25 protein-coding genes are annotated in these 26,013 nt (G+C 52.4%); 8 read left to right on the forward strand and 17 right to left on the reverse strand.

From position 1 onward, the window contains the following. Positions 1–160 precede the first annotated feature (160 nt). Positions 161–727, reverse strand: coding sequence for a D-glycero-beta-D-manno-heptose 1,7-bisphosphate 7-phosphatase (gene gmhB / locus SK32_RS11740; RefSeq protein WP_048212629.1), 567 nt, complete (start codon positions 725–727; stop codon positions 161–163). Positions 728–916: 189 nt separating this feature from the next. Between gmhB and metN the strand changes: the two genes are divergently transcribed. The 6 genes from metN to proS all read left to right on the forward strand — a co-directional run bounded on the left by metN (position 917) and on the right by proS (position 6,511). Next, positions 917–1,948, forward strand: a complete 1,032-nt coding sequence (metN, locus tag SK32_RS11745) for a methionine ABC transporter ATP-binding protein MetN (protein ID WP_048212630.1) — start codon at positions 917–919, stop codon at positions 1,946–1,948. Continuing rightward, positions 1,941–2,594: a methionine ABC transporter permease MetI gene (locus SK32_RS11750; protein WP_006686810.1), complete on the forward strand. Its 654-nt coding sequence runs from the start codon at positions 1,941–1,943 to the stop codon at positions 2,592–2,594. Before metN ends, SK32_RS11750 begins: the two co-directional genes overlap by 8 nt. Positions 2,595–2,638: 44 nt before the next feature. Further along, positions 2,639–3,454 carry a methionine ABC transporter substrate-binding lipoprotein MetQ gene (metQ, locus tag SK32_RS11755; RefSeq protein WP_048212631.1) on the forward strand — a complete coding sequence of 272 codons (816 nt, stop codon included), beginning with the start codon at positions 2,639–2,641 and terminating at the stop codon, positions 3,452–3,454. 116 nt (positions 3,455–3,570) lie between these two features. Then, positions 3,571–3,975: an Rcs stress response system protein RcsF gene (gene rcsF, locus SK32_RS11760; RefSeq protein ID WP_043018504.1), complete on the forward strand. Its 405-nt coding sequence runs from the start codon at positions 3,571–3,573 to the stop codon at positions 3,973–3,975. Next, positions 3,972–4,679 carry a tRNA (N6-threonylcarbamoyladenosine(37)-N6)-methyltransferase TrmO gene (tsaA, locus tag SK32_RS11765; protein ID WP_048212632.1) on the forward strand — a complete coding sequence of 236 codons (708 nt, stop codon included), beginning with the start codon at positions 3,972–3,974 and terminating at the stop codon, positions 4,677–4,679. The genes rcsF and tsaA overlap by 4 nt, the downstream gene beginning before the upstream one ends. Before the next feature lie 113 nt (positions 4,680–4,792). Continuing rightward, a complete protein-coding gene (gene proS, locus SK32_RS11770; RefSeq protein ID WP_048212633.1) occupies positions 4,793–6,511 on the forward strand; it encodes a proline--tRNA ligase in 1,719 nt (572 codons plus the stop codon). Positions 6,512–6,555: 44 nt separating this feature from the next. Here proS and nlpE read toward each other — a convergent pair whose 3' ends face one another. From nlpE to SK32_RS11785, 3 genes are read right to left on the reverse strand one after another with little or no spacing between them, the layout of a single operon-like run. Continuing rightward, positions 6,556–7,254 (reverse strand): envelope stress response activation lipoprotein NlpE, encoded by a 699-nt coding sequence (gene nlpE, locus SK32_RS11775; protein WP_086523830.1) that lies wholly within the window; start codon positions 7,252–7,254, stop codon positions 6,556–6,558. A 30-nt stretch (positions 7,255–7,284) separates the two neighbouring features. Further along, entirely contained in the window at positions 7,285–7,707 is a 423-nt protein-coding gene (arfB, locus tag SK32_RS11780) for an alternative ribosome rescue aminoacyl-tRNA hydrolase ArfB (RefSeq protein WP_003018489.1), read from the reverse strand. Beyond that, on the reverse strand, positions 7,704–8,249 hold the full coding sequence (locus tag SK32_RS11785; RefSeq protein WP_048212635.1) for a YaeQ family protein: 546 nt from the start codon (positions 8,247–8,249) through the stop codon (positions 7,704–7,706). The genes arfB and SK32_RS11785 overlap by 4 nt, the downstream gene beginning before the upstream one ends. 199 nt (positions 8,250–8,448) lie before the next feature. Between SK32_RS11785 and SK32_RS11790 the strand changes: the two genes are divergently transcribed. Further along, entirely contained in the window at positions 8,449–8,649 is a 201-nt protein-coding gene (locus tag SK32_RS11790; protein WP_005132083.1) for a YaeP family protein, read from the forward strand. Then, positions 8,636–8,896: a Rho-binding antiterminator gene (gene rof / locus SK32_RS11795; protein WP_048212636.1), complete on the forward strand. Its 261-nt coding sequence runs from the start codon at positions 8,636–8,638 to the stop codon at positions 8,894–8,896. The genes SK32_RS11790 and rof overlap by 14 nt, the downstream gene beginning before the upstream one ends. A 59-nt stretch (positions 8,897–8,955) precedes the next feature. Here the strand turns inward: rof and tilS are convergent, their stop codons facing one another. From tilS to rseP, 13 genes are all read right to left on the reverse strand, one after another. After that, positions 8,956–10,248 carry a tRNA lysidine(34) synthetase TilS gene (gene tilS, locus SK32_RS11800; RefSeq protein WP_048212637.1) on the reverse strand — a complete coding sequence of 431 codons (1,293 nt, stop codon included), beginning with the start codon at positions 10,246–10,248 and terminating at the stop codon, positions 8,956–8,958. Between the two features lie 61 nt (positions 10,249–10,309). Then, entirely contained in the window at positions 10,310–10,699 is a 390-nt protein-coding gene (locus SK32_RS11805) for a VOC family protein (protein WP_048212638.1), read from the reverse strand. A gap of 64 nt (positions 10,700–10,763) precedes the next feature. Continuing rightward, on the reverse strand, positions 10,764–12,902 hold the full coding sequence (ldcC, locus tag SK32_RS11810) for a lysine decarboxylase LdcC (RefSeq protein ID WP_048212639.1): 2,139 nt from the start codon (positions 12,900–12,902) through the stop codon (positions 10,764–10,766). A 99-nt stretch (positions 12,903–13,001) separates the two neighbouring features. Further along, positions 13,002–13,961 (reverse strand): acetyl-CoA carboxylase carboxyl transferase subunit alpha, encoded by a 960-nt coding sequence (gene accA, locus SK32_RS11815; protein ID WP_048212640.1) that lies wholly within the window; start codon positions 13,959–13,961, stop codon positions 13,002–13,004. 12 nt (positions 13,962–13,973) lie between these two features. Further along, the gene (gene dnaE / locus SK32_RS11820; protein ID WP_048212641.1) at positions 13,974–17,456 is read right to left on the reverse strand and encodes a DNA polymerase III subunit alpha; all 3,483 of its coding nucleotides are present in this window, start codon (positions 17,454–17,456) and stop codon (positions 13,974–13,976) included. Positions 17,457–17,480: 24 nt separating this feature from the next. Next, positions 17,481–18,077, reverse strand: a complete 597-nt coding sequence (rnhB, locus tag SK32_RS11825) for a ribonuclease HII (RefSeq protein WP_048212642.1) — start codon at positions 18,075–18,077, stop codon at positions 17,481–17,483. Further along, positions 18,074–19,222 (reverse strand): lipid-A-disaccharide synthase, encoded by a 1,149-nt coding sequence (lpxB, locus tag SK32_RS11830; RefSeq protein WP_048212643.1) that lies wholly within the window; start codon positions 19,220–19,222, stop codon positions 18,074–18,076. Before lpxB ends, rnhB begins: the two co-directional genes overlap by 4 nt. Next, on the reverse strand, positions 19,222–20,010 hold the full coding sequence (lpxA, locus tag SK32_RS11835; RefSeq protein ID WP_005132096.1) for an acyl-ACP--UDP-N-acetylglucosamine O-acyltransferase: 789 nt from the start codon (positions 20,008–20,010) through the stop codon (positions 19,222–19,224). The genes lpxB and lpxA overlap by 1 nt, the downstream gene beginning before the upstream one ends. Before the next feature lie 3 nt (positions 20,011–20,013). Continuing rightward, complete coding sequence (fabZ, locus tag SK32_RS11840) at positions 20,014–20,469, reverse strand: 3-hydroxyacyl-ACP dehydratase FabZ (protein WP_003018528.1); 456 nt, start codon at positions 20,467–20,469, stop codon at positions 20,014–20,016. Between the two features lie 103 nt (positions 20,470–20,572). Then, positions 20,573–21,598 carry a UDP-3-O-(3-hydroxymyristoyl)glucosamine N-acyltransferase gene (gene lpxD / locus SK32_RS11845; RefSeq protein WP_040230032.1) on the reverse strand — a complete coding sequence of 342 codons (1,026 nt, stop codon included), beginning with the start codon at positions 21,596–21,598 and terminating at the stop codon, positions 20,573–20,575. A gap of 3 nt (positions 21,599–21,601) precedes the next feature. Continuing rightward, positions 21,602–22,087: a molecular chaperone Skp gene (skp, locus tag SK32_RS11850; protein ID WP_005132103.1), complete on the reverse strand. Its 486-nt coding sequence runs from the start codon at positions 22,085–22,087 to the stop codon at positions 21,602–21,604. 122 nt (positions 22,088–22,209) lie between these two features. Continuing rightward, the gene (gene bamA, locus SK32_RS11855) at positions 22,210–24,630 is read right to left on the reverse strand and encodes an outer membrane protein assembly factor BamA (RefSeq protein WP_048212644.1); all 2,421 of its coding nucleotides are present in this window, start codon (positions 24,628–24,630) and stop codon (positions 22,210–22,212) included. A gap of 29 nt (positions 24,631–24,659) precedes the next feature. Then, a complete protein-coding gene (rseP, locus tag SK32_RS11860) occupies positions 24,660–26,012 on the reverse strand; it encodes a sigma E protease regulator RseP (RefSeq protein ID WP_048212645.1) in 1,353 nt (450 codons plus the stop codon). Position 26,013 lies beyond the last annotated feature (1 nt).

The following is a 26,013-nucleotide window of genomic DNA, read 5'->3' on the forward strand; positions in this document are numbered from 1 at the left end:
AACCCTCATTTTCAGGTTTTTCTCTTCAACCGGCCCGGCTGTTTGTGTGAAGTGATTCACATCCGCCGTGTCGATGGAGGCGCATTATAGGGAGTCGACTCAGGAAGACAAGCGGAAAAATGCATTTTTGTTTCAACCGCTCACCTTTTATCCATAACGTTTACTTTTGCTGCTTTTTTATCGCCATTGGCAGGTCCGCCAGACTATTTAGCACTAAATCTGCCGCATTTTCTGCTTCCGGAGTGACTGGCTTGCCAGTGCGCACTAATACCTTCGTTCCTACATTTGCAGCTGTCGCCGCCTGCATATCTTCTATTTTATCGCCCACCATATAAGAAGCAGCCATATCGATGTGCAGAAAGTCTCGCGCTGAGATAAACATACCCGGATGCGGTTTACGGCAGTCGCAGACCTGGCGGTACTCTTCGACTGTGCCCTGCGGATGATGAGGACAATAATAGATACCATCCAGATCAACATCACGATCGGCCAATGACCAATCCATCCATTCAGTCAACGTTTCGAATTGTGCCTCGGTAAATTTGCCACGGGCAATACCAGACTGGTTCGTCACGACAATCAGCGCATAACCCATCTTTTTAAGTTCACGCATGGCATCAATAACGCCGTCGATAAATTCAAACTCGTCGATCTCATGGACGTAACCGTGGTCCACATTAATAGTGCCGTCACGGTCGAGAAAAATTGCGGGTACAGATTTTGCCACCTTTTATAGCTCCTGAATAAGGCATGTGGCTCTAGTATCGCATGTTTCGGCGGGCAAGAAAGTGCTCATCGTGCAAAGCTAGATTGATTTAGACGTCTGGATGCCTTAACATCCATCTTGTTGACGGCGTCGACCGTCCCAGACAGACGAAAATGCCACGGCTAACTTAATTACGATAATAAATAACCAATGATTAAACTTTCGAATATCACCAAAGTGTTCCAGCAGGGGACTCGCACCATTCAGGCGCTAAACAATGTCAGCCTGCATGTTCCTGCCGGGCAGATTTATGGCGTTATTGGCGCCTCCGGTGCCGGTAAAAGTACGCTCATCCGCTGCGTAAACCTGCTCGAGCGCCCCACCGAAGGCAGTGTTCAGGTCGGCGGCCAGGAGCTGACGACGCTATCTGAATCCGGGCTGACTAAAGCGCGCCGTCAAATTGGCATGATTTTCCAGCACTTTAACCTGCTCTCTTCCCGCACCGTGTTTGGCAACGTTGCGCTGCCGCTGGAACTGGATAACACACCAAAAGAAGAGATTAAACGCCGTGTAACAGAGCTGCTGGATTTAGTCGGTCTTGGCGACAAGCACGACAGCTACCCGGCCAACCTTTCCGGTGGACAAAAACAGCGTGTGGCGATCGCCCGTGCGCTGGCAAGCAATCCCAAAGTACTGCTGTGCGATGAAGCCACCAGCGCCCTTGACCCAGCAACAACCCGCTCGATTCTGGAATTGTTGAAAGACATTAACCGTCGCCTGGGTCTCACCATTCTGCTGATTACTCATGAGATGGACGTTGTAAAACGTATCTGTGACTGCGTCGCGGTCATCAGTAATGGCGAACTGATTGAGCAGGACACCGTCAGCGAAGTGTTCTCACACCCGAAAACACCACTGGCACAGAAATTTATTCAGTCCACGCTGCACCTGGATATCCCGGAAGATTATCTGGAACGGTTAAAAGCAGAGCCGCAAGCCGACAGCGTGCCGATGTTGCGTATGGAATTCACCGGCCATTCCGTTGATGCGCCATTACTCTCTGAGACGGCTCGCCGCTTTAACGTGAATAACAACATTATTAGCGCGCAGATGGATTACGCCGGCGGCGTGAAGTTCGGCATCATGCTGACTGAAATGCACGGCACACAGGAAGATACACAAGCAGCCATTAGCTGGTTGCAGGAACACCACGTAAAAGTAGAGGTACTGGGTTATGTCTGAGCCGATGATGTGGCTGCTGGTTCGCGGCGTATGGGAAACGCTGGCAATGACCTTTGTGTCCGGTTTTTTTGGTTTTGTGATTGGTCTGCCGGTTGGCGTGCTGTTGTACGTCACGCGCCCGGGGCAAATCATTGAGAATGCGAAGCTCTACCGTACGCTCTCTGCACTGGTGAACATTTTCCGTTCCATCCCGTTCATCATCTTATTGGTGTGGATGATTCCGTTCACCCGCATGATCGTAGGCACCTCTATCGGACTGCAGGCCGCTATCGTCCCGCTGACCGTCGGCGCCGCGCCATTTATTGCTCGTATGGTGGAAAACGCCCTGCTGGAAATCCCGACCGGGCTGATTGAAGCCTCACGTGCGATGGGCGCTACACCGCTGCAGATTGTTCGTAAGGTATTACTGCCAGAAGCGCTGCCAGGGCTGGTCAATGCGGCCACCATCACCCTCATCACGCTGGTTGGTTACTCGGCGATGGGCGGTGCTGTCGGTGCCGGTGGTCTTGGCCAGATTGGCTATCAGTATGGCTACATTGGGTATAACGCTACCGTAATGAATACAGTACTGGTATTGCTCGTCGTTCTGGTTTATTTAATTCAGTTATCTGGCGATCGCATCGTCCGGGTAGTCACGCACAAATAACGTTACACACAACACTAAAAACTCATTAAGAAAAGGAAATAAGCATGGCGTTCAAATTCAAAACCTTTGCGGCAGTTGGAGCCCTAATCGGTTCTCTGGCACTTGTGGGTTGTGGCCAGGATGAAAAAGATCCTAACCACATCAAAGTGGGTGTTATCGTTGGCGCAGAGCAGCAGGTTGCTGAAGTCGCCCAGAAAGTGGCTAAAGAAAAATACGGTCTGGACGTTGAGCTGGTCACGTTTAACGATTACGTTCTGCCTAACGAAGCGCTGAGCAAAGGCGATATCGATGCTAACGCCTTCCAGCACAAACCGTACCTGGATCAGCAGATCAAAGATCGTGGTTACAAACTGGTTGCCGTAGGTAATACCTTTGTTTATCCGATTGCAGGTTACTCCAAAAAAATCAAATCACTGGATGAACTGCAGGATGGCTCTCAGGTCGCTATTCCAAACGACCCGACTAACCTCGGCCGTTCCCTGCTACTGCTGCAGAAAATCGGTTTGATTAAACTGAAAGATGGCGTTGGCCTTCTGCCGACCGCGCTGGACGTGATTGAAAACCCGAAAAACCTGAAGCTGGTTGAACTGGAAGCGCCGCAGTTGCCACGCTCACTGGATGACGCGCAAATCGCGCTGGCAGTCATCAACACCACCTATGCCAGCCAGATCGGCCTGACGCCAGCAAAAGACGGTATCTTTGTTGAAGATAAAGATTCTCCGTACGTAAACCTGATCGTGACGCGTGAAGACAATAAAGATGCTGAGAACGTGAAGAAATTCGTTGAAGCATACCAGTCAGACGAAGTTTACGAAGCGGCAAACAAAGTCTTCAACGGCGGTGCTGTTAAAGGCTGGTAATTTTAGGCTGTTTTCACAATCTGTAATATCATCAGGACGGGCGCTTGCCCGTCTTGTCATTTATGCAAGCACCTGATTCAATATCTGACGTTTAGATCATTCATTGAGGAAATATTATGCGTGCTTTACCGATCTGTTTAGTAGCACTCATGCTGAGCGGCTGTTCTATGTTAAGCAGATCCCCTGTTGAACCCGTTCAAAGCACCGCTACCCCGCCAAAAGCGGAGCCGGAAAAACCAAAAGCACCGCGCGCGACGCCGGTAAGAATCATCACTAACGCTGAAGATTTAGTGGGCAAACCGTTCCGCGATCTTGGCGAAGTTAGCGGTGAATCCTGCCAGGCATCCAACCAGGATTCCCCTCCGAGCATTCCAACCGCGCGCAAACGCATGCAGATTAACGCCTCTAAAATGAAAGCTAATGCGGTATTGCTGCACAGTTGCGAAGTGACCAGCGGAACGCCGGGTTGCTATCGTCAGGCGGTTTGCATCGGTTCTGCACTGAACATTTCGGCGAAATGAGCCATTTTCAGTTCGAGCAAATAGGCGTTATCCGCTCTCCTTATAAAGAAAAGTTCGCTGTGCCGCGCCAGCCGGGTCTGGTGAAAAGCGCCAACGGTGAACTGCATTTGCTCGCGCCCTATAACCAGGCCGATGCTGTTCGCGGCCTGGAAGCATTCAGCCATTTGTGGGTGATTTTTGTTTTTCATCAGACAATGGAAGGTGGATGGCGTCCAACCGTGCGCCCACCCCGTCTGGGCGGGAACGCCAGAATGGGCGTCTTTGCCACGCGTTCGACCTTTCGTCCTAACCCTGTCGGTATGTCGCTGGTTGAGCTGCGGGGCATCCGCTGCCATAAAGAGCACGTAATCCTCGAACTCGGTGGACTGGACCTTGTTGACGGAACGCCAGTTGTGGATATTAAGCCGTATCTGCCGTTTGCCGAATCGCTGCCTGATGCTCGCGCCAGCTATGCCCAGGACGCACCTCAGGCTAGCGTCGAGGTGACGTTCAGTGAAGATCTCGCGGAGCAGCTACCGAAGCTCGAACAACGTTACCCGCGTCTTCGTCAGTTTATTGCCGAAGTGCTGGCGCAGGATCCGCGTCCTGCCTACCGTAAAAATGAGGAAGAAGGCAAAACCTACGCCGTCTGGTTGCTGGACTTTAACGTCCGCTGGCGCGTCACACCGTCAGGATTTGAGGTCTTTGCTCTGGAAGCCCGCTAATTTGCGTCGCGTACTCTTTTGACATCCCTTTCTCGCTGGTAAACTAAACCACTTTTGTTTTGTGCCAGGCTCGTTTTGAGCCTGTTCGATCGTTCAACTGGAACCGTAACAACATGCGTACTAGCCAATATCTGCTCTCCACTCTGAAGGAGACACCTGCCGACGCCGAAGTCATCAGCCACCAGCTGATGCTGCGCGCCGGGATGATCCGCAAGCTGGCCTCCGGGTTATACACCTGGCTGCCGACCGGCGTGCGCGTCCTGAAAAAAGTCGAAAACATCGTGCGTGAAGAAATGAACAACGCCGGTGCGATCGAGGTGTTGATGCCGGTCGTTCAGCCTTCTGAACTGTGGGAAGAGAGCGGTCGTTGGGAACAGTACGGCCCGGAACTGCTGCGTATCGCAGACCGTGGCGATCGTTCATTCGTACTCGGCCCAACGCATGAAGAAGTCATCACCGACCTGATCCGTAATGAGCTGAGCTCTTACAAACAGCTGCCGCTGAACTTCTATCAGATCCAGACGAAATTCCGTGACGAAGTCCGTCCGCGCTTCGGCGTGATGCGTTCCCGCGAATTCCTGATGAAAGATGCGTACTCTTTCCATACTTCTCAGGAATCTCTGCAGGAAACTTACGACGCGATGTATGCCGCGTACAGCAAAATTTTCAGCCGTATGGGGCTGGATTTCCGCGCAGTACAGGCTGATACCGGATCTATCGGTGGTAGCGCTTCTCACGAATTCCAGGTACTGGCACAGAGCGGCGAAGACGATGTGATCTTCTCCGACTCCTCCGATTATGCGGCGAACATCGAATTCGCCGAAGCCGTTGCGCCGAAAGAGCCGCGCGCAGCAGCAACTCAGGAAATGACGCTGGTTGATACTCCGAACGCCAAAACCATCGCCGAACTGGTTGAGCAGTTCAACCTGCCTATCGAAAAAACCGTGAAAACCCTGCTGGTGAAAGCGGTTGAAGGCAGCAGCTACCCGCTGGTCGCCCTGCTGGTTCGCGGCGATCACGAGCTGAACGAAGTCAAAGCAGAAAAACTGCCGCAGGTTGCCAGCCCGCTGACTTTTGCTACTGAAGAAGAAATCCGTGCCGTCGTGAAAGCAGGTCCGGGTTCGCTCGGTCCGGTGAACATGCCTATTCCCGTAGTTATCGACCGTACCGTTGCGGTAATGAGCGATTTCGCCGCCGGCGCCAACATCGACGGTAAGCACTATTTCGGTATTAACTGGGATCGTGATGTTGCAACTCCGGAAGTGGCAGATATCCGTAACGTGGTCGCCGGCGACCCGAGCCCGGACGGCAAAGGTACGCTGATGATCAAACGCGGTATCGAAGTGGGCCACATCTTCCAACTGGGTACCAAGTATTCTGAAGCGATGAAAGCTGCTGTTCAGGGTGAAGATGGCCGTAATCAGATTCTGACCATGGGCTGCTACGGTATCGGGGTGACTCGCGTGGTTGCTGCTGCTATTGAGCAGAATTTTGACGATCGCGGCATTGTATGGCCAGACGCCATCGCACCGTTCCAGGTCGCTATTCTGCCAATGAACATGCACAAATCCTACCGTGTGCAGGAACTGGCTGAGAAGCTGTACGCTGAGCTGCGCGCACAGGGCATCGAAGTGCTGATGGACGATCGTAAAGAGCGTCCGGGCGTGATGTTTGCCGATATGGAGCTGATCGGTGTTCCGCACACTATCGTGCTCGGCGACCGTAACCTCGATAACGATGATATTGAATACAAATATCGTCGTAACGGCGAGAAACAGCTGATTAAAACCGGCGACATCGTCGACTTCCTGGTCAAAGCCATTAAAGGCTAATACCAACAAAAAGGCCCTGATTATCAGGGCCTTTTTTCTATCGATTAATTACACGCTTTACCGGGGATAAATTTCGCGTCTTTATCCACCATCAACGTTTTCACTTTCTCACCCGTATCCGGGTTTGACTCCAGCGTGAAATGCGCCTCAAGCGTCAGCAATACGGACTGTCCGTTTTCTGCACGCGCAGCTAAATAGTCACGTTCAAGCTGAGCATTATTCGCCACCGGCATCCGTTTACCCGTTGCGCAGTCGGTAAAGATTGCCGCGTCAGCCATATAGAAATACATGCCTCGCATCGGCATTGGCGTCACCGGTAAGCTGGCGGAAACTGGCTGGAGCGTGTAGTTAAACTGTGACTCAATCGGGTTACCTTCACGATCGAGCATTTCCAGCGCCTCGCCTTTAGCCCGGTAGTACGACTTTTCACCTTTGCTGTCCGTCAGCACCAGCTTATCAGCCGTACGCGCCCACGAGCCATATGAAGCAAACGAAGACGGTTCATCACGTACGCCCTGATAGCGTTCGTTCATTACCCATGTTCCATCTTTTTCCAGGAACAAAGAAGTTTCAATCCCTTCGCAGTCAGCGCAAGGCAAGATGCCACGCCAGCTTTGCTGCATCGGTTTTAATTCTGCCGCCCGCGTCGGCTGTAGTACTTCAACTTCAGTACGGTTATTACAGCCGATCAAGGAAAAAAGCGTGCATGCAGCGACTACGGACAATATTGCTGTTTTCACTATCAATTCCTTATAAATTTTTATTCCCGCTCGTCAGTCTTGCGTTCGACGAACTCTCCCACGCAGTGCTTTCACTGTGGATTTTTGCGCCTTCGATGACAACCTGCGCTCTTTCGAGGCGCGTGTAGGGCGAGTTGCCTGTCGGCTTTTTTGCACTGCGGTTAATTCTTTTATCACCGCTACCAGCCGGGAGATTGCCGCTTCCCGATTAAGTTCCTGGCTACGGTATTCCTGCGCCTTAATAATAATCACGCCATCACCGCTAATCAGATGATGGCTGGCGGCAAGCAAGCGTTCCTTGTAATACTCTGGCAGGCCAGAGGCCCGAATGTCAAAGCGCAAATGGATAGCCGTCGAGGTCTTATTAACGTGCTGTCCACCTGCACCCTGTGCCCGAATCGCCGTGATTTCCAGCTCGTTATCTGGGATAGAGACATTTCGGGAGATAACAATCATGAACGCGGCTGCCACGTGGTCAGGTGAATTTCCAGATTATTCTGAGAATCAGACAGCCAGATAGCGCCATCCTGAATAGTCGCCTGTAGCGCCATTGTACGACCGGCAAAGTCACTCAGTTGTGCCAGTTGTTCATCATCCAGATACCACACGGTAAGATTCTTAAACTGCGCGCATTTGCTTTGGTTCTGCTGCCACCAGATTTGCGCTGCACGGCTGTTATAGGCAAACAAAGCGACTTCAGCAGACTGGGTACACGCCTTCTTAAGGCGACGCTCATCCGGCAAGCCGAGTTCAATCCAGAGATCAATGCCCAGGTGGTCGTTGCGCAACCATGCTTCGGGTTCGTCTTCAGCGCTTAAACCCCGCGTGAATTGCAGCCGCTCGTCAGCATATTTAATCCATGCCAACAGACGCAACATCATGCGTTCCTGGGTTTCTGAAGGGTGACGCGCCAGCGTCAATGTCGCGTCAAGAAACTGGCTGCGGTCGAGATCCGCTACGTTGACGACGGCTTTATAGATTGTCGCTTTAAGCGCCATGGGAGAACTCCTTTTGAATCAGGCAGCCATTGTAGCGAAAACGGCGGCAAAAGGCTGCTAACGACTGACGTGTGTACCGTCTATCAAGGCGCTGATATTGCTTGAATGAGTATGGTATAGTCACCTTGCTAAACAGAGTTTATCTTCGTAGGCTTAGACTTGCATCCACGGTTAAGTCAGAGTGCTGACAGGAGGGCATGTGGAAAAATATTGTGAGTTAATACGCAAGCGGTACGCGGAAATCGCCAGCGGAGACTTAGGATATGTCCCGGATGCGCTGGGTTGCGTATTGAAGGTACTTAATGAAGTGGCGGCAGACAGCGCCCTTTCAGAGTCGGTCAGGGAAAAGGCGGCCTATGCTGCCGCGAACTTACTGGTGAGCGATTATGTCAATGAATGAAACGTATCAACCCATCAACTGTGATGATTACGACAATCTTGAACTCGCCTGCCAGCACCATTTGTTACTGACGCTGGCGCTCAAAGATGGCGAAGTTCTACAGGCAAAAGCAAATGACCTGGTTTCCCGTAAAAATGTGGAATATCTGGTCGCCGATGTTTCGGGTGAAACCCGTGAGCTTCGCCTCGACAAAATTGCCAGCTTCAGTCACCCGCAAATTGGTACCGTGGTGGTCAGCGAATCTTAACCTTTCTTGCACCTTATCCGGCCTACTTTCCATACGATACGTAGGCCTGATAAGCGCCATCAGGCACGCCACACCAGACTCACACCTTCTTCACCTTTTGCCAGCCCTTCATGCGTCACGAAAACCCCTGCTGCCGCAATCAACGTGTCACCGTAAAACAGTAATGGCGTGGTATCTCGCCGCCAGGGAGGAATACCCTGCTCCTGCCAGATTTTTTTAAGCTTACGCCCACCGTTGCGCCCGACAATATACAATAACCCAGGCGCTTTAAAACGGATACTGACGACTTCATCCGCTTGCGGCAAGCGCAAATCACCCGCAGAGATTAACTGAACCGAACCCAATCCGGCAGGCAGCGCCAACGGTGTTTTCCACTCTAACCACGGGATAACAGTTTCGCTTTGCCCATCGACTGACTTCACCCACCACAGCTGTGACTGATAACGACGGACCTCGTACTCCCCGAGGCGAAAACTTGGTGACGCATCTTCCCGCGCCAGTGCCACTTCCTGCCAGATACGTTCCAGCCCATCACGGGAAGGCATCGGCGCATTTAACCCCGCCAGCCAGCGACGAAGCAGCGCGGCACGACGCACGCCGCTCATCATCATTAATGGCGTCAGTAACAGTGTTCCGCGGGATGTGATGCAATCGGCTAAATCGCTGGCCAGCAGTTCATCCAATAAACTCTCCTGCTCGGCGCACAGCGCGGCGCTGCGAGCAGTGGCTTGCGCGAAGTGCGGCCAGCGCTGTTGGAGCAATGGGGTAACGCGCAACCTGAGGAAATTGCGATCGTAGGTATCATCCTGATTACTTTCATCTTCTATCCAGCATAATTTATGCTGTCGCGCCCAAGTTTCAAGCGCTTCTCGCGTTTGCGCCAGCAACGGTCGAATCAGTTGGGTTCCGGCGAACGGTGAGTTTTCGCCCATGGCGGAAAGTCCGGCAGGACCGCTGCCACGCTTAAGCGCTAACAAAAATGTCTCACATTGATCGTCCAGATGCTGAGCGGTCATCAGCACCTCTCCAGGCAGCAGCGTCTGCGCAAAGGCCTGATAGCGCGCGCGTCGAGCCTGCGCTTCGATGCCCAGGCCATCATCCTCAAGATGGACCCGTTCAACCACCAGCGGCACCTGCCACTGCGCACATACCGACTCACAGTGCTGTACCCAACTGTCTGCGTGCGGGCTTAATCCGTGATGAATATGGATTGCGCGTAGGGCGACATCAGGATGCTGCGCTCGCCACAGCACCAACTGATGCAGTAGTACGGTAGAGTCGAGGCCGCCGCTAAAGGCAACGAGGATCGCGTTAGTGTTCAGAAGTGAAGTGTTCAGTGTAAGTGTCGTCATAATGATTGCTTACAATAGCATTGCCCGGCACGTTACCGGGCTAACGCCACAATGACAAGCCTTACAGCTCGTACAGTTCAAGCGGTAATCCGTCTGGATCGTTAAAAAACGTAAAGCGTTTGCCGGTAAACGGATCGATGCGCACCGGCTCACATTTCACATGATGGGCTTCAAGATGAGCAATCGACTTTTCCACATCCTCGACGCTGAACGCCAGATGGCGTAAACCGCAGGCTTCCGGTCGACTCGGGCGGCAAGGCGGAAACGGAAAAGAAAACAGCTCAATCACGTACTGGCCGTTCAGCGCCAGATCGCCTTTCCAGGAGTCACGCTCTTCCCGGTAGGCTTCGCTCATTAACGTGAAACCTAATACATCGCAGTAAAATGCCTTACTGGCCCTGTAGTCCGTCGCAATAATGGCAATATGGTGAACCTGTTTTAACCCCAGCATGCTCTTCGCCTCTTTAATTTTACTCTCAGCACGTTACTCGTGCGCAACGGGTTCAGGCAAGTCGTTATGCCATTTTCAGGACTCTCACACGATACACGCCGTCCTCACCCAGTTTAGCGCCATGGATATCGGTTTCAAATCCAGGGTAGCGCTGCCCCACCGAGCACAGCATCAGCAGGAAATCGAGTACAGCACGGCTTTTGGCAGTGATCATTTCTCCGGGCATCAGTAGCGGCACACCGGGAGGGTAAGGCAGGATCATATTGGCGGAAACGCGCCCCACCAGTTGATCAAGCATTACCGTTTCGACCTCTCCTTTGATCTGCCGCTGCCAGGCCTGGTGAGGTGTCATTTTCATTTCCGGTAAGGTATCAAATGCCCGCAGCATCAGCCCGGAGAGATCGTGCTGGCGGATCAGATTGTGGATCCCCTGCGCCAGATCCTGAATACGCATATTACGATAGAAATCAGGATCTTCGGCATACAGATCCGGCAGCATATTTTTCACGCGTAAATTCAGGTCGTATGAACGTTTAAATTCCGTCAGGCCACGTAGCAGCCCCATCGCCCGGGTTTTATCAATACCAATGCTGAACAGGAACAACAGGTTATACGGTCCCGTTTTCTCGACGACGACGCCGCGTTCATCGAGGAATTTCGCCACCAGCGCTGCGGGGATCCCCTCTTCGCTCATATTTCCCTGTTCATCCATTCCCGGTGTCAGAATGGTCACTTTCACCGGGTCGAGGAACATGTGGTCGGCGTCAGCATCGACAAATCCGTGCCAGTCTTCACCTGGCGACACTGGCCAGCACTCTGCTTCATCCACCCTTTCCGGCTGCCAGATGTCAAAGAACCAGCCATCTGACTCTTCGCGTAGCCGCTGCACTTCTTTACGGAAATGCAGCGCCCGTTCCACCGAACGATTGATTAACCGCTTGCCTGAATTGCCACGCAGCATTGCCGCCGCCGTTTCGATAGACGCAACAATCGGGTAGCTTGGAGACGTAGAGGTGTGCATCATAAAGGCTTCGTTGAACGTGTCTTCGTCATAATCGCCCTTAATGTGGATCAGCGAAGCCTGTGACAACGCCGCCAGCATCTTGTGGGTGGACTGGGTTTCAAAAATCACCTTTCCCGGTACCCGTTCGCCGCTCATCCCGCTTTTCCCCTGATAGATCGGATGAAAATGGGTATACGGCACCCAGGCTGAATCAAAATGGATGGAGGGCACATCCAGCGTTTGTTTGATCCAGTTGGTGTTATACAACAGGCCATCATAGGTGGAGTTGGTGATCACCGCGTGGACCGGCCATTGCGCCTGATTGGTTTCCTCAACTTTGCGTTCAATGCTTGCGTGGGTAAATTCCCGACGGGGTATACCGCCGAGGATCCCCAGCGCGTTACGCGTAGGCTTCAGCCAGATTGGCACCACATCACTCATCATCAGCAAATGCGCCAGTGACTTATGGCAGTTGCGGTCAATCAGGAGAGTACTGCCTGCAGGTGCAGCATACATACCGACAATCTTGTTCGATGTCGAGGTGCCGTTGGTCACCATATAGCTCTGCTCGGCACCAAAAGTACGCGCGATATACTCCTCCGCTTCCAGATGCGGACCGGTATGATCAAGCAATGAGCCCAGTTCGGTTACGGAAATGGACACGTCGGCTTTCAGCGTATTGCCGCCAAAGAAATCATAGAACAGGCAGCCGACAGGACTTTTCTGGTACGCCGTTCCCGCCATGTGCCCAGGCGTGCAGAAGGTATACTTCCCTTCCTTCACATAGGTAAACAGCGCTTTGGTAAAAGGTGGCGTAATGTTGTCGAGATATTCATTGGTGTACTGGCGAATACGCGTAGCAATATCGTCAGACTGGCCCAATGCGTACTCAAAGAACCACAGCGCCATGCGCAGGTCGTGTGCGCTGACATCCATCGTCGAATGGGTATTAATAAAAGCGTAGAGCGGGAGATACTCATTGAGCTGATTGATGTCACTGCACAGATCCAGACTGTATTCATCCCAGTCAAAAATGACGCCGCAAATTCGCGGGTTATGCTCGATAAACTTCAGCAGGTCGACGCTATTCTGCGGCCAGATAATCTGAAATCCCTGCTGCTGCAGCGCACGTTCAAGTTCCTTGATGGGCTCATCTTTATAAAAGACGCCATGCGGTCCCATGATGGCAATGATATTCATGCGTTCCTCCTGGAAAAACCTTAGTTAAGCATAGCCTGGTCAAACTGCAGGTAAAAAAAAGGGCCACAGCGTTGTGGCCCTTTTCAGAATTAATGCAGTTTACGCGTAACCATAGCTCATCAGACGCTGGTAACGACGGTTTTTCAAATCTTCTTTGCTTAACACGTCGAGATCGGCGAGATCGGCCAGCAGTTGTGCTTTCAGGGATGCCGCCATCACTTCCGGGTTACGATGGGCGCCGCCCAACGGTTCCGGGATGATAGAGTCAATCAGCTTCAGCTCTTTCAGACGCGGGGCGATGATGCCCATCGCTTCTGCGGCCAGCGGCGCTTTGTCGGCGCTTTTCCACAAAATGGAGGCGCAGCCTTCCGGAGAGATAACGGAATAGGTGCTGTACTGCAGCATATTCACTTTATCACCCACGCCGATCGCCAGCGCGCCGCCGGAGCCACCTTCACCGATAACGGTACAGATAACCGGCACGCTCAGACGCGACATTTCACGCAGGTTGCGCGCAATCGCTTCAGACTGGCCACGCTCTTCCGCGCCCACGCCCGGGTATGCCCCTGGGGTGTCGATGAAGGTAATGATCGGCATGTTGAAGCGCTCAGCCATTTCCATCAGACGCAGCGCTTTGCGATAGCCTTCCGGCGCTGGCATGCCGAAATTACGACGGATTTTTTCTTTGGTCTCACGGCCTTTCTGATGACCAATGATCATCACCGGACGGCCATCCAGACGCGCGACACCGCCGACGATAGCTTTATCATCCGCATAGGCCCGATCGCCCGCCAGCTCATCAAATTCATCAAACGCCAGGCGGACATAATCCAGGGTGTACGGACGCTGTGGATGGCGCGCCAGTTGGGCTACCTGCCATGCGCCAAGATCGGCGAAGATTTTACGCGTCAGTTCTACGCTTTTTTCACGCAGACGATGCACTTCTTCATCGATGTTAATATCCAGTTTCTCATCCTGACGGCTAACCGCAGTCAGAGAATCGATTTTTGCTTCCAGCTCTGCAATCGGCTGTTCAAAATCAAGGAAATTCAGACTCATAGTATTCCTGTATTAGTCAAACTCCAGTTCCACCTGCTCCGAACCAATAAGGCCACGGAGATCGTTTAGCAAACGATCGCTCGGAGAGACACGCCACGTCGCGCCAAAACGCAAACGCGCACGTGCATCCGCCCTCTGATAGTAGAGATGTACTGGAATTGTCCCCGAGCGGTGGGGTTCCAGAGACTGACGGAGTCGGTTTAAAAGCTGGTCATCAATTTGCCTGTCCGTCAGCGAGATAGCAAGCCCGCGAGCATATTTTTCCCGGGCTTCGTCAATATCCATGACTTCACGGGCCATCATTTTAAGCCCGCCACTGAAGTCATCAAAGCTGACCTGTCCGCTGACGATAAGTATGCGGTCTTTTTCCAGCAATTGCTGGTATTTATCCAGAGCATCGGTAAATAACATCACTTCCAGACGCCCGGAACGGTCATCCAGTGTACAGATGCCGATACGATTGCCGCGCTTGGTGACCATTACCCGCGCAGCAATGACGAGCCCCGCAGCCGTGGTGACTTTACCACGTTCTGTCGGATGCATGTCTTTCAGCCTGTGGCCTCCAACATAGCGCTCAATTTCTTTTAAATACTGATTGATAGGGTGTCCCGTCAGGTAAAGACCTAACGTTTCACGCTCACCGTCTAATACCACCTGCTCCGGCCACGGCGTACAGTTGGCATAAGACTGTTCAATTTGTTCCGGCTCTTCCGCCAGTACGCCAAACATATCAGCCTGACCAATTGCTTCGGCTTTCGCATGCTGATCGGCGGCTTTTAGGGCATCGCTGAGCGAGTTCATCAACGCCGCGCGATGCGGGCCAAGGCGGTCAAACGCCCCGGACATGATTAGCTTTTCCAGCACCCGGCGGTTGAGTTTTTTGATATCCGTACGCGCACAGAGATCAAACAGCTCGCGGAAGTAACCACCTTCATTTCGCGCCTCAATAATAGCCTCAATTGGCCCTTCACCCACGCCTTTTATCGCGCCGATGCCGTAGACAATCTCGCCATCATCATTCACGTGAAAATGATAAAGCCCGGAGTTGATGTCCGGCGGCAGGATTTTGAGCCCCATGCGCCAGCATTCATCCACCAGTCCGACGACTTTCTCGGTGTTATCCATATCGGCGGTCATTACCGCCGCCATAAACTCGGCAGGATAATGCGCCTTCAGCCACAGCGTCTGGTAAGAAACCAGCGCATAGGCAGCGGAGTGCGATTTGTTAAATCCGTAACCGGCGAATTTCTCCACCAGGTCAAAGATTTTCATCGCCAGTTCGCCGTCGACGCCGCGCTTTTTCGCCCCTTCTTCAAAGGTGCCGCGCTGCTTGGCCATCTCTTCCGGCTTTTTCTTACCCATCGCACGACGCAGCATATCCGCGCCGCCAAGGGTGTAGCCGGACAACTCCTGGGCAATCTGCATAACCTGTTCCTGATACAGGATAATGCCGTAGGTCGGCTCCAGTACCGGTTTCAGACACTCATGCTGCCATTGTACGTCCGGGTAGGAAATCTCTTCACGACCATGCTTACGGTCGATAAAGTTATCTACCATCCCCGACTGTAGCGGACCCGGTCGGAACAGGGCCACCAGGGCTATCATATCTTCGAAGCAGTCAGGCTGCAGTCGCTTGATAAGATCTTTCATGCCGCGGGATTCAAGCTGGAAGACGGCTGTTGTCTCCGAGCGTTGCAGCATGTCAAAACTTTTCTTGTCGTCCAGCGGAATCGCGGCGATATCCAGCGGCGGTTCGCCGTTCTTCTCACGCCGCGCGTTGATCATCTCCAGCGCCCAGTTAATGATGGTGAGCGTACGCAGACCGAGGAAGTCGAATTTCACCAGGCCGGCGTATTCCACGTCGTTCTTATCAAACTGGGTAACCGGGTGCAGCCCCTGCTCATCGCAGTACAGCGGCGCAAAATCGGTAATTTTGGTCGGTGCGATAACCACGCCACCGGCGTGCTTACCCGCGTTACGCGTGACACCTTCCAGCTTGCGCGCCATATCAATAAGCGCTCTAACCTCTTCATCTGCCTCATAGATTTCCGGCAGTTGAGGTTCGGCTTCAAAGGCTTTAGCCAGCGTCATGCCCGGATCGGGCGGCACCAGTTTCGAAATACGGTCAACAAAGCCATACGGGTGACCCAGTACGCGGCCCACGTCGCGGATAACCGCTTTTGCCGTCATCGTACCGAAGGTAATAATCTGCGAAACCGCATCACGACCGTACATTTCCGCCACGTGTTCGATGGCCTGGTCGCGTTTCTCCATACAGAAGTCAACGTCGAAGTCGGGCATTGAGACACGTTCCGGGTTCAGGAAACGTTCGAACAGCAGGTCGAATTCCAGCGGATCAAGGTCGGTAATTTTCAGCGCGTAGGCCACCAGCGAGCCTGCACCGGAACCACGTCCAGGGCCTACCGGTACACCGTTATCTTTCGACCACTGGATAAATTCCATTACGATCAGGAAGTAACCCGGGAAGCCCATCTGGTTGATAACCTTAAGTTCAACTTCCAGACGTTCATCATAAGGCGGGCGCTTCTGCGCGCGAACTTCAGGATCGGGGAACAAAAATTCCAGACGTTCTTCCAGGCCTTCACGCGATTTCGCGACGAGGAAATCCTCGGTGGTCATGTCGCCAGTCGGGAACTGCGGCAGGAAGTATTCACCCAGGCGCACCGTCACGTTGCAACGTTTGGCAATCTCGACGGTGTTTTCCAGCGCTTCCGGGATATCGGAGAACAGCTCGCACATCTCCTCTTCACTGCGCATGTACTGCTGCGGCGAATAGTTACGCGGGCGTTTGGGATCATCAAGAGTGAACCCGTCGTGGATTGCTACGCGGATTTCATGCGCGTCAAAGTCACCGGTTTCAAGGAAGCGAACATCGTTGGTCGCGACCACCGGCAGGCCGCGTGTTTCGGCCAGCGCTACTGCAGCATGCAGGTAATTTTCTTCATCCTGTCGACCGGTACGGATCAGCTCAAGGAAGTAGCAATCAGGGAAATGCTCTTCATAAAACGCCACGCACTCGTCGACCAGTGCGTTGTTCCCACGCAACAGGCTGCGTCCGACGTCGCCCATACGGCCGCCGGAAAGCAAGATTAACCCGTCTTTTAGCTCAACCAGCCAGTCTCTGTCGATCACCGGCCCTTCTGCGCCATAGCCGCGCTGATAGGCTTTTGATATCAACAACGTCAGGTTCTGGTAGCCCGTATTATTAGCAGCCAGTACAGTCAGTTGCGTGAGTTCATCACCCAATAGTTCGCTACGGACATGAAAATCTGCGCCAACAATCGGCTTAATACCTGCGCCATGACCCGCTCCGTAAAACTTCACCAGACCACACAGGTTGGTAAAATCGGTGATCGCCAGCGCAGGCATGCCCAACGCGGCCGCCTTTTTCACCAGCGGCCCGGTTTTCGCCAGCCCATCGATCATGGAGTAGTCGCTGTGCACCCGCAGGTGAACGAAACGAGGTTCAGACATCTTCAGATTCCTTCGACACAAGAATCAGGACGTGAGTCCCAGTGCGCGTTTGACGGGGCCAAAACTACGGCGATGGTGCTCTGTTGCGCCATGCAGTGCCAACTTTTCCAGATGAAAAGCGGTCGGATAACCTTTATGCTGTGCAAAGCCATACTGCGGGAAAACCGTATCCAGCGCCGCCATTTCAGCGTCACGGGTGACTTTTGCCAGTATCGACGCAGCGCTAATCTCCGCCACGCGGCTATCACCTTTGACCACCGCCATTGACGGCATCGGTAATGCCGGGCAACGATTGCCGTCAATCAGTACGTATTCCGGCGCAATATGCAGACCCGCAACCGCACGCTGCATCGCCAGCATGGTGGCATGCAAAATGTTCAGCTCGTCGATTTCATGCGGTTCCGCACGACCCAAACTCCAGCTTAACGCTTTTTCTTTGATTTCATCGTAAAGTGACAGACGACGCTTTTCCGACAGTTTTTTTGAGTCGTTCAGACCAATAATAGGACGAGCCGGATCCAGAATGACCGCGGCAGTCACTACCGCGCCAACCAATGGACCACGTCCAACTTCATCCACACCCGCTACCAAATGCGTATGTGGATAAACAAATTCAATCATTGTGCTAACTCCAGGACTGCATCCGCCGCCTGCTCATCCGCATTGCAACGGATCTGCTGGTGCAATTCGCGGAACGTGTCGTGCATCGCATGGCTGGTTTTACCGTTCGCCAACAGAGGCAGCAACGCGTGCGCCAGCGCCTGCGGCTCACATTCATCCTGCAACAGCTCTTTAACCAGTTCTCTTCCCGCTAGCAGGTTAGGTAGCGAAACGTAATCAGTCTTCACCAGACGTTTTGCCAACCAGAAAGTGAAAGGTTTCATACGGTAGCCAACCACCATCGGGCATTTCGCCAGCATACATTCCAGTGCAGCCGTGCCAGAGGCCAACAGCGCAGCATCACTGGCGACCATTGCTTCGCGTCCCATTCCATTGAGCATATGCACGGAAAGTTCCGGGGCAACCTCAGCCTTGATACGTTCAAATTGCTCGCGCCGTTTGGCATTGACCAACGGCACGACGACTTCGAGATCCGGATAATGCTGACGTAATAGCTGCGCCGTTTTCAGAAAATCGGCGCTGAGCATCTCCACTTCTGCACCGCGACTCCCAGGCAAAAGCGCCAGGCAGTGAGCATCATGAGGAATGCCTAACACATCACGCGCTGCGTTTTTATCCGGATCCAGCGGCATGGCATCCGCCATAGTGTGGCCGATGAAGCGGCACGGGACGTTAAATTTGTCATAAAACGCTTTTTCGAAAGGCAGAAAGGCCAGCACCATATTGGTGGATCTGCCTATTTTGAAAACGCGTTTCTGTCGCCAGGCCCACACAGAAGGACTGACGTAATGAATAGTTTTTATGCCCTGCGATTTCAGGTTGCCTTCGAGGGTAATGTTGAAATCAGGCGCATCAATCCCGACGAAAACATCCGGCTTAAGGTCGGTGAATCGGCGAGTGAGATCGGCACGGATATGCAGTAAACGGCGCAGGCGCCCGAGCACTTCTACAATGCCCATTACTGCCAGTTCTTCCATTTCGTACCAGGCTTCACAACCTTCCGCCTGCATCAATGGACCCGCAATGCCAACAAACCGCGCATTGGGAACACGGGCCTTGAGTGCACGAATTAAACCGGCACCAAGAATATCGCCGGAGGTTTCTCCGGCGACAAGGGCAATCGTTAAAGGAGGCTGTTCAGTCATTAACGAATCAGACCACGCGTTGAGCGTTCAAAGAAGTCACTAAAAGCCTGAACATCGGGGTACTGCTTCGCCAGTTCGGCGATTTCCGGTTTCACTTCCTCAAGCGTTTTACCGCTGCGGTACAGCGCTTTATAGGCGTTGCGGATCGCAGTAATGGCTTCACGGGTGAAGCCGCGACGCTTCAGACCTTCGATATTAACGCCAAATGGCGTCGCGTGGTTACCCTGGGCGATAACGTATGGCGGGACGTCCTGGGCTACGCCAGAGCAGCCACCCACCATCACGTGTGCACCAATAATGCAGAACTGGTGCACCGCGGTCATGCCGCCGATGATAACAAAATCATCAAGCGAAACATGTCCGGCAAGTGTCGCGTTATTCGCCAGAATGCAACGGTTACCTACCGTACAATCATGCGCAACGTGTGCGTTAATCATCAGTAAGTTATCGCTGCCCACCTTCGTCAACCCACCGCCTTGCACTGTGCCACGATGAATGGTGACGCTTTCGCGAATGCGGTTGCGATCGCCAATTTCCACACGGGTCGGTTCACCAGCATATTTCAGGTCCTGGTTCACTTCACCGATGGAGGCAAACTGATAAATCTCGTTATCGCGACCAATTTTGGTATGGCCATTCACGACAACGTGAGACTTCAGTACGGTACCCTCACCAATTTCAACATGGGGTCCAACAATACAAAATGGGCCAATGTGAGCATTAGCGCCAATGCTTGCGCCGTCTTCGACAATGGCTGTTGGGTGAATAAAGGCGGATTTATCAATCACGTATCAGGCCTCCCGGCTACGGGCACACATCATCGTTGCTTCGCACACAACTTTACCGTCGACCAGTGCAACCCCTTTGAAACGGGTCAGGCCGCGGCGCGTTTTCTCGAAAGTCACTTCCATGATCATCTGATCGCCAGGCACGACGGGACGCTTAAAGCGTGCTTCATCAATACCAGCGAAATAATACAGTTCGCCCGGTTCCAGTTTTCCTACGCTTTTAAACGCCAGAATACCCGTGGCCTGCGCCATCGCTTCCAGAATCAACACGCCAGGAAAAATCGGTTTACCCGGGAAGTGGCCCTGAAAGAAAGGCTCGTTAACGGATACATTTTTCACTGCGCGCAGAAAACGACCTTCTTCAAAATCCAGCACGCGGTCTACCAGTAAAAACGGAAAACGGTGCGGCAGAAGTTCTAAAATCTCTTCAATATGCAGAGTATGAGTGTTAGTAGTCAAAATACTCTTCCTGTCAAAATATACTAAAAGGCAATAATAACACGGCCTGTCGCAATCGTATGAATGGGACAGGCCGAAAAGTCAGACATGCAAAGACGGTGCTTTAGTCTTGTTGATTAACCTTGCGCTCAATCGCTTTGAGGCGCTTGCTCATATCATCAATGTTCATCACCAGTGCAGCTGTTTTACGCCATACCTTGTTGGGTTGTAGCGGAATGCCTGAGGAGTAGACGCCCGGTTCAGTGATAGGACGCATCACCATACCCATGCCAGTTACCGTGACTTTGTCGCATATTTCCATATGCCCATTAATCACGCTGGCGCCGCCAATCATGCAGTAACGGCCAATCTTCAGGCTACCCGCCATAATGACGCCACCGGCTACAGCCGTATTGTCGCCAATCACGACGTTATGCGCAATCTGGCACTGGTTATCAATGATAACACCATTACCGATCACGGTATCGTCCAGCGCACCACGGTCAATGGTGGTACATGCGCCAATCTCAACACGATCGCCAATAATCACGCGACCAAGCTGCGGGATCTTCACCCAGTTACCGCGATCGTTCGCGTAACCAAATCCGTCGGATCCGACAACGGTGCTGGACTGGATCAGGCAATTTTCACCGATCTGAATGTCGTGGTAAATCGTCACATTCGCCCACAAGCGTGAACCTGCGCCGATTTTTGTGTTTTTTCCAACGAAGCAACCTGCGCCGATAACCACGTTATCGCCCAGTTCTACGCCAGACTCAATGACCGCATTCGCGCCCACAGAAACATTGTTACCCAACTTCGCCGTCGCATCGATTACTGCACTCGGTGCAATATTTTGCGCAGGCTGAGGCGTGGTATCTAAAATTTGCGCCATTCGTGCATAGGTCAGGTAGGGATTCTTCACTACCAGCACAGCACTCTTAGCAAATGGAAGGGAGTCCTGCGTCATCACAACGGCAGAAGCCTGGCATGCACTCAGGTGCTCACGGTACTTTGGATTCACCATGAACGTGATATTGCCAGTTTGCGCAGATTGCATGGACGCTACGCCGGTGATGACGATATCGCCATCACCGTGTAATTCTGCATCCAACTGCTCTGCTAAATCAGCCAGTCGAATTGAAGGCATTACTTATTTAACCTGTTTCAGTACGTCAGCGGTGATGTCTTTTACATCGCTGCTGTTGTATGCAACGGTGTTCGCGTCAACAACCAGATCGATGCTCTGGCTGCTCGCAACAGATTTCACAGCTGTCTGGATACGATTAACCAGCTTGCCGCGTTCTTCGTTAGAACGACGTTGACGATCCTGCTCGAAAGCCTGCGCTTTCTGAGAGAAAGTCTGGCGCTGAGCCATTACGTCTTTTTCCAGCTTGGTACGGTCGCTGCCTGCTTTCATTGATTGCAGACGCTGCATTTTAGATTGCAGGTCGGATTCCATACGCTGCAGTTCGCTGGCGCGGCCTTTGAACTCATTTTCCAGCGTAGTAGAAACACCCGTCTTCTGTGCAACCTGTTGGAACAGGCTACCCATGTTGACGATTGCAATTTTGTCAGCAGCCTGTGCGGACGTTGCCATCGCTAAACCGAGACCTGCAGCTAATAACCACTTTTTCACAATTAACTCCTTACCATCCCATTTGCACCCGAAGGTGCAGTTCTTTGCGTGGCCAGGCGATCCCATGCAAGATCGCCTAAAGTCAGCGCTACACTACCACTACATTCCTTTGCGAAGAACAATTACCAGGTTTTACCAATGTTAAACTGGAACTGTTCCGCTTTGTCTCCATCGTACTTCTTGAACGGTTGGGCGTAGGAGAAAACCAACGGCCCCAATGGGGACATCCATTGTAACGCGATACCCGCAGACATACGGATATTATTCGGATCGCTGTAGTCTGGCACGCCAACTGCACGGGTGTCAGCGGTATTCTGCCAGTTCGTATCCCACACGGTACCCATATCCCAGAAGAAGGAAGTACGGACCGAGTTAGCATATTTATCGCTGATAAACGGCGTAGGTGTGATAAATTCCAGGCTCGCTACAGCCATGGCGTTACCGCCGACTGCATCGTCTGATTGACAAGGTTTATTGTCAGTTCTCGAACACTCTTCATAGTTACTCGAATTGGAATCCGATTTAGCACCTGGCAAATAGACTGCTTTTGGACCAATGGTGTTTGACTGGAAGCCACGTACAGTGCTGGAACCACCCGCGTAGAAGTTCTCATAGAACGGCATCTCTTTGCCGCCAATGCCATCACCATAACCCAGCTTGGTGCGTCCCAAAACCACCCATTTGTGGTCGTCATCGATCGGCACATAGGTCGCCGTATCCAACGTCGCTTTATAGTATTCGTTATCAGAACCCGGGATGGTCACTTTACCGTTCAGGTTGACACGCGTACCTTCCGTAGGGAAATACCCACGGTCCAGCTTGTTGTAGGTCCAACCGTAGTTGAAGGTGAAATCATCCGCGGCAAAGCTGTTGGTATTGTCTTCACCCATGGATTCAAGATAACGATCCATCGCAATCTGCGGCTGCATGTTGGACAGTTTGTTATGTACATAACCCAGGCCTGCACGCAACGTGTTGTATTCGTTGACCGGGAAGCCCAGCGTTACGTCCGTACCATAGCTTTTGTTGGTATAGTCGGACAGATCTGCATCATCCGCCTGGAAGTCGTTATAGAAGACACGGCCACCGAGACTCACACCATCGACGGTGAAGTACGGGTTGGTGACAGACAGCTCAGTATAGGTCTGATAGTCGTTTTTGGTGCCGCTAATCCCGACGGAATAACCGGTACCTAACCAGTTATCCTGCTGAACGCCCGCCTGGAAGCTCACGCCACTTTCAGTGCCGTAACCCACACCGAAGTTAAAGCTACCGGTGTTGCGCTCTTTCACCTTATAAACCACATCAACCTGATCAGGACTGCCCGGAACACGTTGAGTATCGGTATCGACAGTTTCAAAGTAACCCAGACGGTTCAGACGCTCTTTACCCTGGTCAACCAGATCGCTGCCCAACCAGGCACCTTCCATCTGGCGCATTTCGCGACGCAGCACGGAATCTTTCGAGGTGTCGTTACCTTCAAAACGGATCTTACGCACATAGAAACGGTTACCCGCATCCACGTTTACACGCAATTTAACGGTTTTGTCTGCATCGTTGATTTCATGCTGCGACTGTACACGCGGGTAGGCATAACCATAGCGTCCCAGTAGCTTCTTGATATCATCTTCCATTTTGGTCACTTTAGTGCCGTTATAGAGTTCACCCGGTTCGATTTTCGTCAGGGTCTCAATTTCGGCAGAGTGCCCGGCCAGATTACCACTCACCTGGACCCCAGAAAGCTTGTACTGCTCGCCTTCTGTGATGTTAACGGTGATGTAGATACCTTTTTTATCCGGCGTCAGGCTAACCTGTGTGGAATCGATATTGAAGCGAGCATAGCCGCGATCCAGATAGTAGCTGCGCAGGGTTTCAAGGTCGCCCGCCAGTTTCTGTTTCTGGTATTTACGATCGCCCACCACGTTCCACCACGGTACTTCATCGCGCAGTTGGAAGTGAGAGATAAGCTCGTCGGTTGTGAAGGCATGGTTGCCGACGATATTGATCTGTTGGATCTTCGCCGAAACGCCTTCCTGGAAGACCAGTTTGAGGTCAACGCGGTTACGCGGCAACGGCGTGACCACTGCTTTCACACTGGCGCTGTATTTACCGACGCTATAGTAGAAATCTTCCAGGCCTTTTTCGATATCGGCAAGCGTTGTGCGATCCAGAGACTCGCCAACACGTACGCCAGACGCCTCGAGGTTTTGCTTGAGCATGTCATCTTTCACCGATTTATTACCGGAGAAAGTGATGCTGGCAATCGTCGGACGCTCTTTTACCTGAACCAGAAGGGTATCACCATCGCGCAGGACGCGGACATCCTCAAAGTTACCGGTGGCGAACAGAGCACGAATGGTATTACTGATATCTTCATCATTAACCGTGTCGCCTGTGCGCACCGGCATACTGAGGAGAGCCGCACCAACGGCGACTCGCTGTAGGCCTTCGAAATGAATGTCCTTCACTACGAACCCTTCAGCACCGTATACGGTGGCGCTGCTAAACAGCAGCGACGCTATGAGCAACTTTTTCATCGCCATCGTTATTATGCGTTCTTCCTAACACTCTCTTACAACCGAGAGAAATCATTGAAAAGTGCAAGCCCCATTAACAACACCAGCAAGATAGAGCCAATGCGATAACTAAAGTCTTGAACCCGCTCGGATACCGGACCGCCCTTCAGCTTTTCAATCGCCAGGAACAGCAGATGCCCCCCGTCAAGAACGGGCAACGGAAACAGGTTGATTATCCCTAAGTTCACGCTGATAAGCGCAAGGAACATCAGGTAATAAATAACCCCGAACTCCGCTGACATCCCAGCCCCCTGGGCGATAGAAATCGGCCCACTGAGGTTGTTCAGTTTTACATCACCGGTAATCAATTTTCCCAGCATACTGACCGTTAGCTTCATCAACTGCCACGTTTTATCCGAGGCTTCGAGGATGGCGCTGAATGGCCCATACTGGCGTACAGTCTTATACTCATCAGGCAGAGGAATAACTTTAGGCACCACGCCCGCAAAACCTTCTGCCTTCCCGTTAACCTGTTTTGAATCTGGGGTTAACGTTAAAGACAAGGAACTTCCTTGTCTTTCAATATCTAGCGCTAACGGCTTATCCGGATTATCGCGCACCAACGTCACGAACGTCATCCATTGCGTCAGCGGCTGACCATTGACTTTAACGATCCTGTCGCCAGCTTGCAAACCCGCCTTACTTGCCGCGGAGTTTACCTGCACTTCTGACAGCACCGGTTCAATCTGCGGACCACGAGGACGAATGCCCAAACTCGTGACGGGGTCCTGTTTGTCTGGCTCAAATGCCCATTGGCGCAAATCCAGCGTTTTATCCTGTCGCTGGTTACTACCAAACGGTGCCACGCTGAGGATAGTCTGCTCATCACCAATTTTGGCTACCAGCTGCAATCGGACGGTATCCCAATCAGGGGTTTCGATACCATCAACCGCTTTTAGTTCCGTACCGGGCTGAATTTGCGCCTGGGCAGCAATCGAGTTGGGTGTTATTTCACCAACAACCGGTCGAACGCCAGGGACACCGATGATAAACACCAGCCAGTAGGCAAAAATAGCGAAGAGGAAATTTGCAATCGGGCCTGCAGCGATAATGGCCGCGCGCTGCCCAACTGTTTTATTGTTGAAAGCATAGTGGCGCAGCTCCGGTACAACGGGCTCAGCGCGCTCATCCAGCATTTTGACGTAACCGCCGAGGGGAATTAAGGCGATCACGTATTCCGTACCCTGTTTATCGGTACGGCGCCAAAGCGCTTTTCCAAAGCCAATGGAAAAGCGCTCGACGCGGACTCCGCAGCGCCGTGCAACCCAGAAATGACCAAATTCATGCACGGTGATAAGTACACCAAGTGCAACGATGAATGCAGCCAGATTCCAGAGAATACTCAGCATA

It is taken from the genome of Citrobacter sp. MGH100 (assembly GCF_001034465.1).
Lineage (GTDB): Bacteria > Pseudomonadota > Gammaproteobacteria > Enterobacterales > Enterobacteriaceae > Citrobacter > Citrobacter youngae.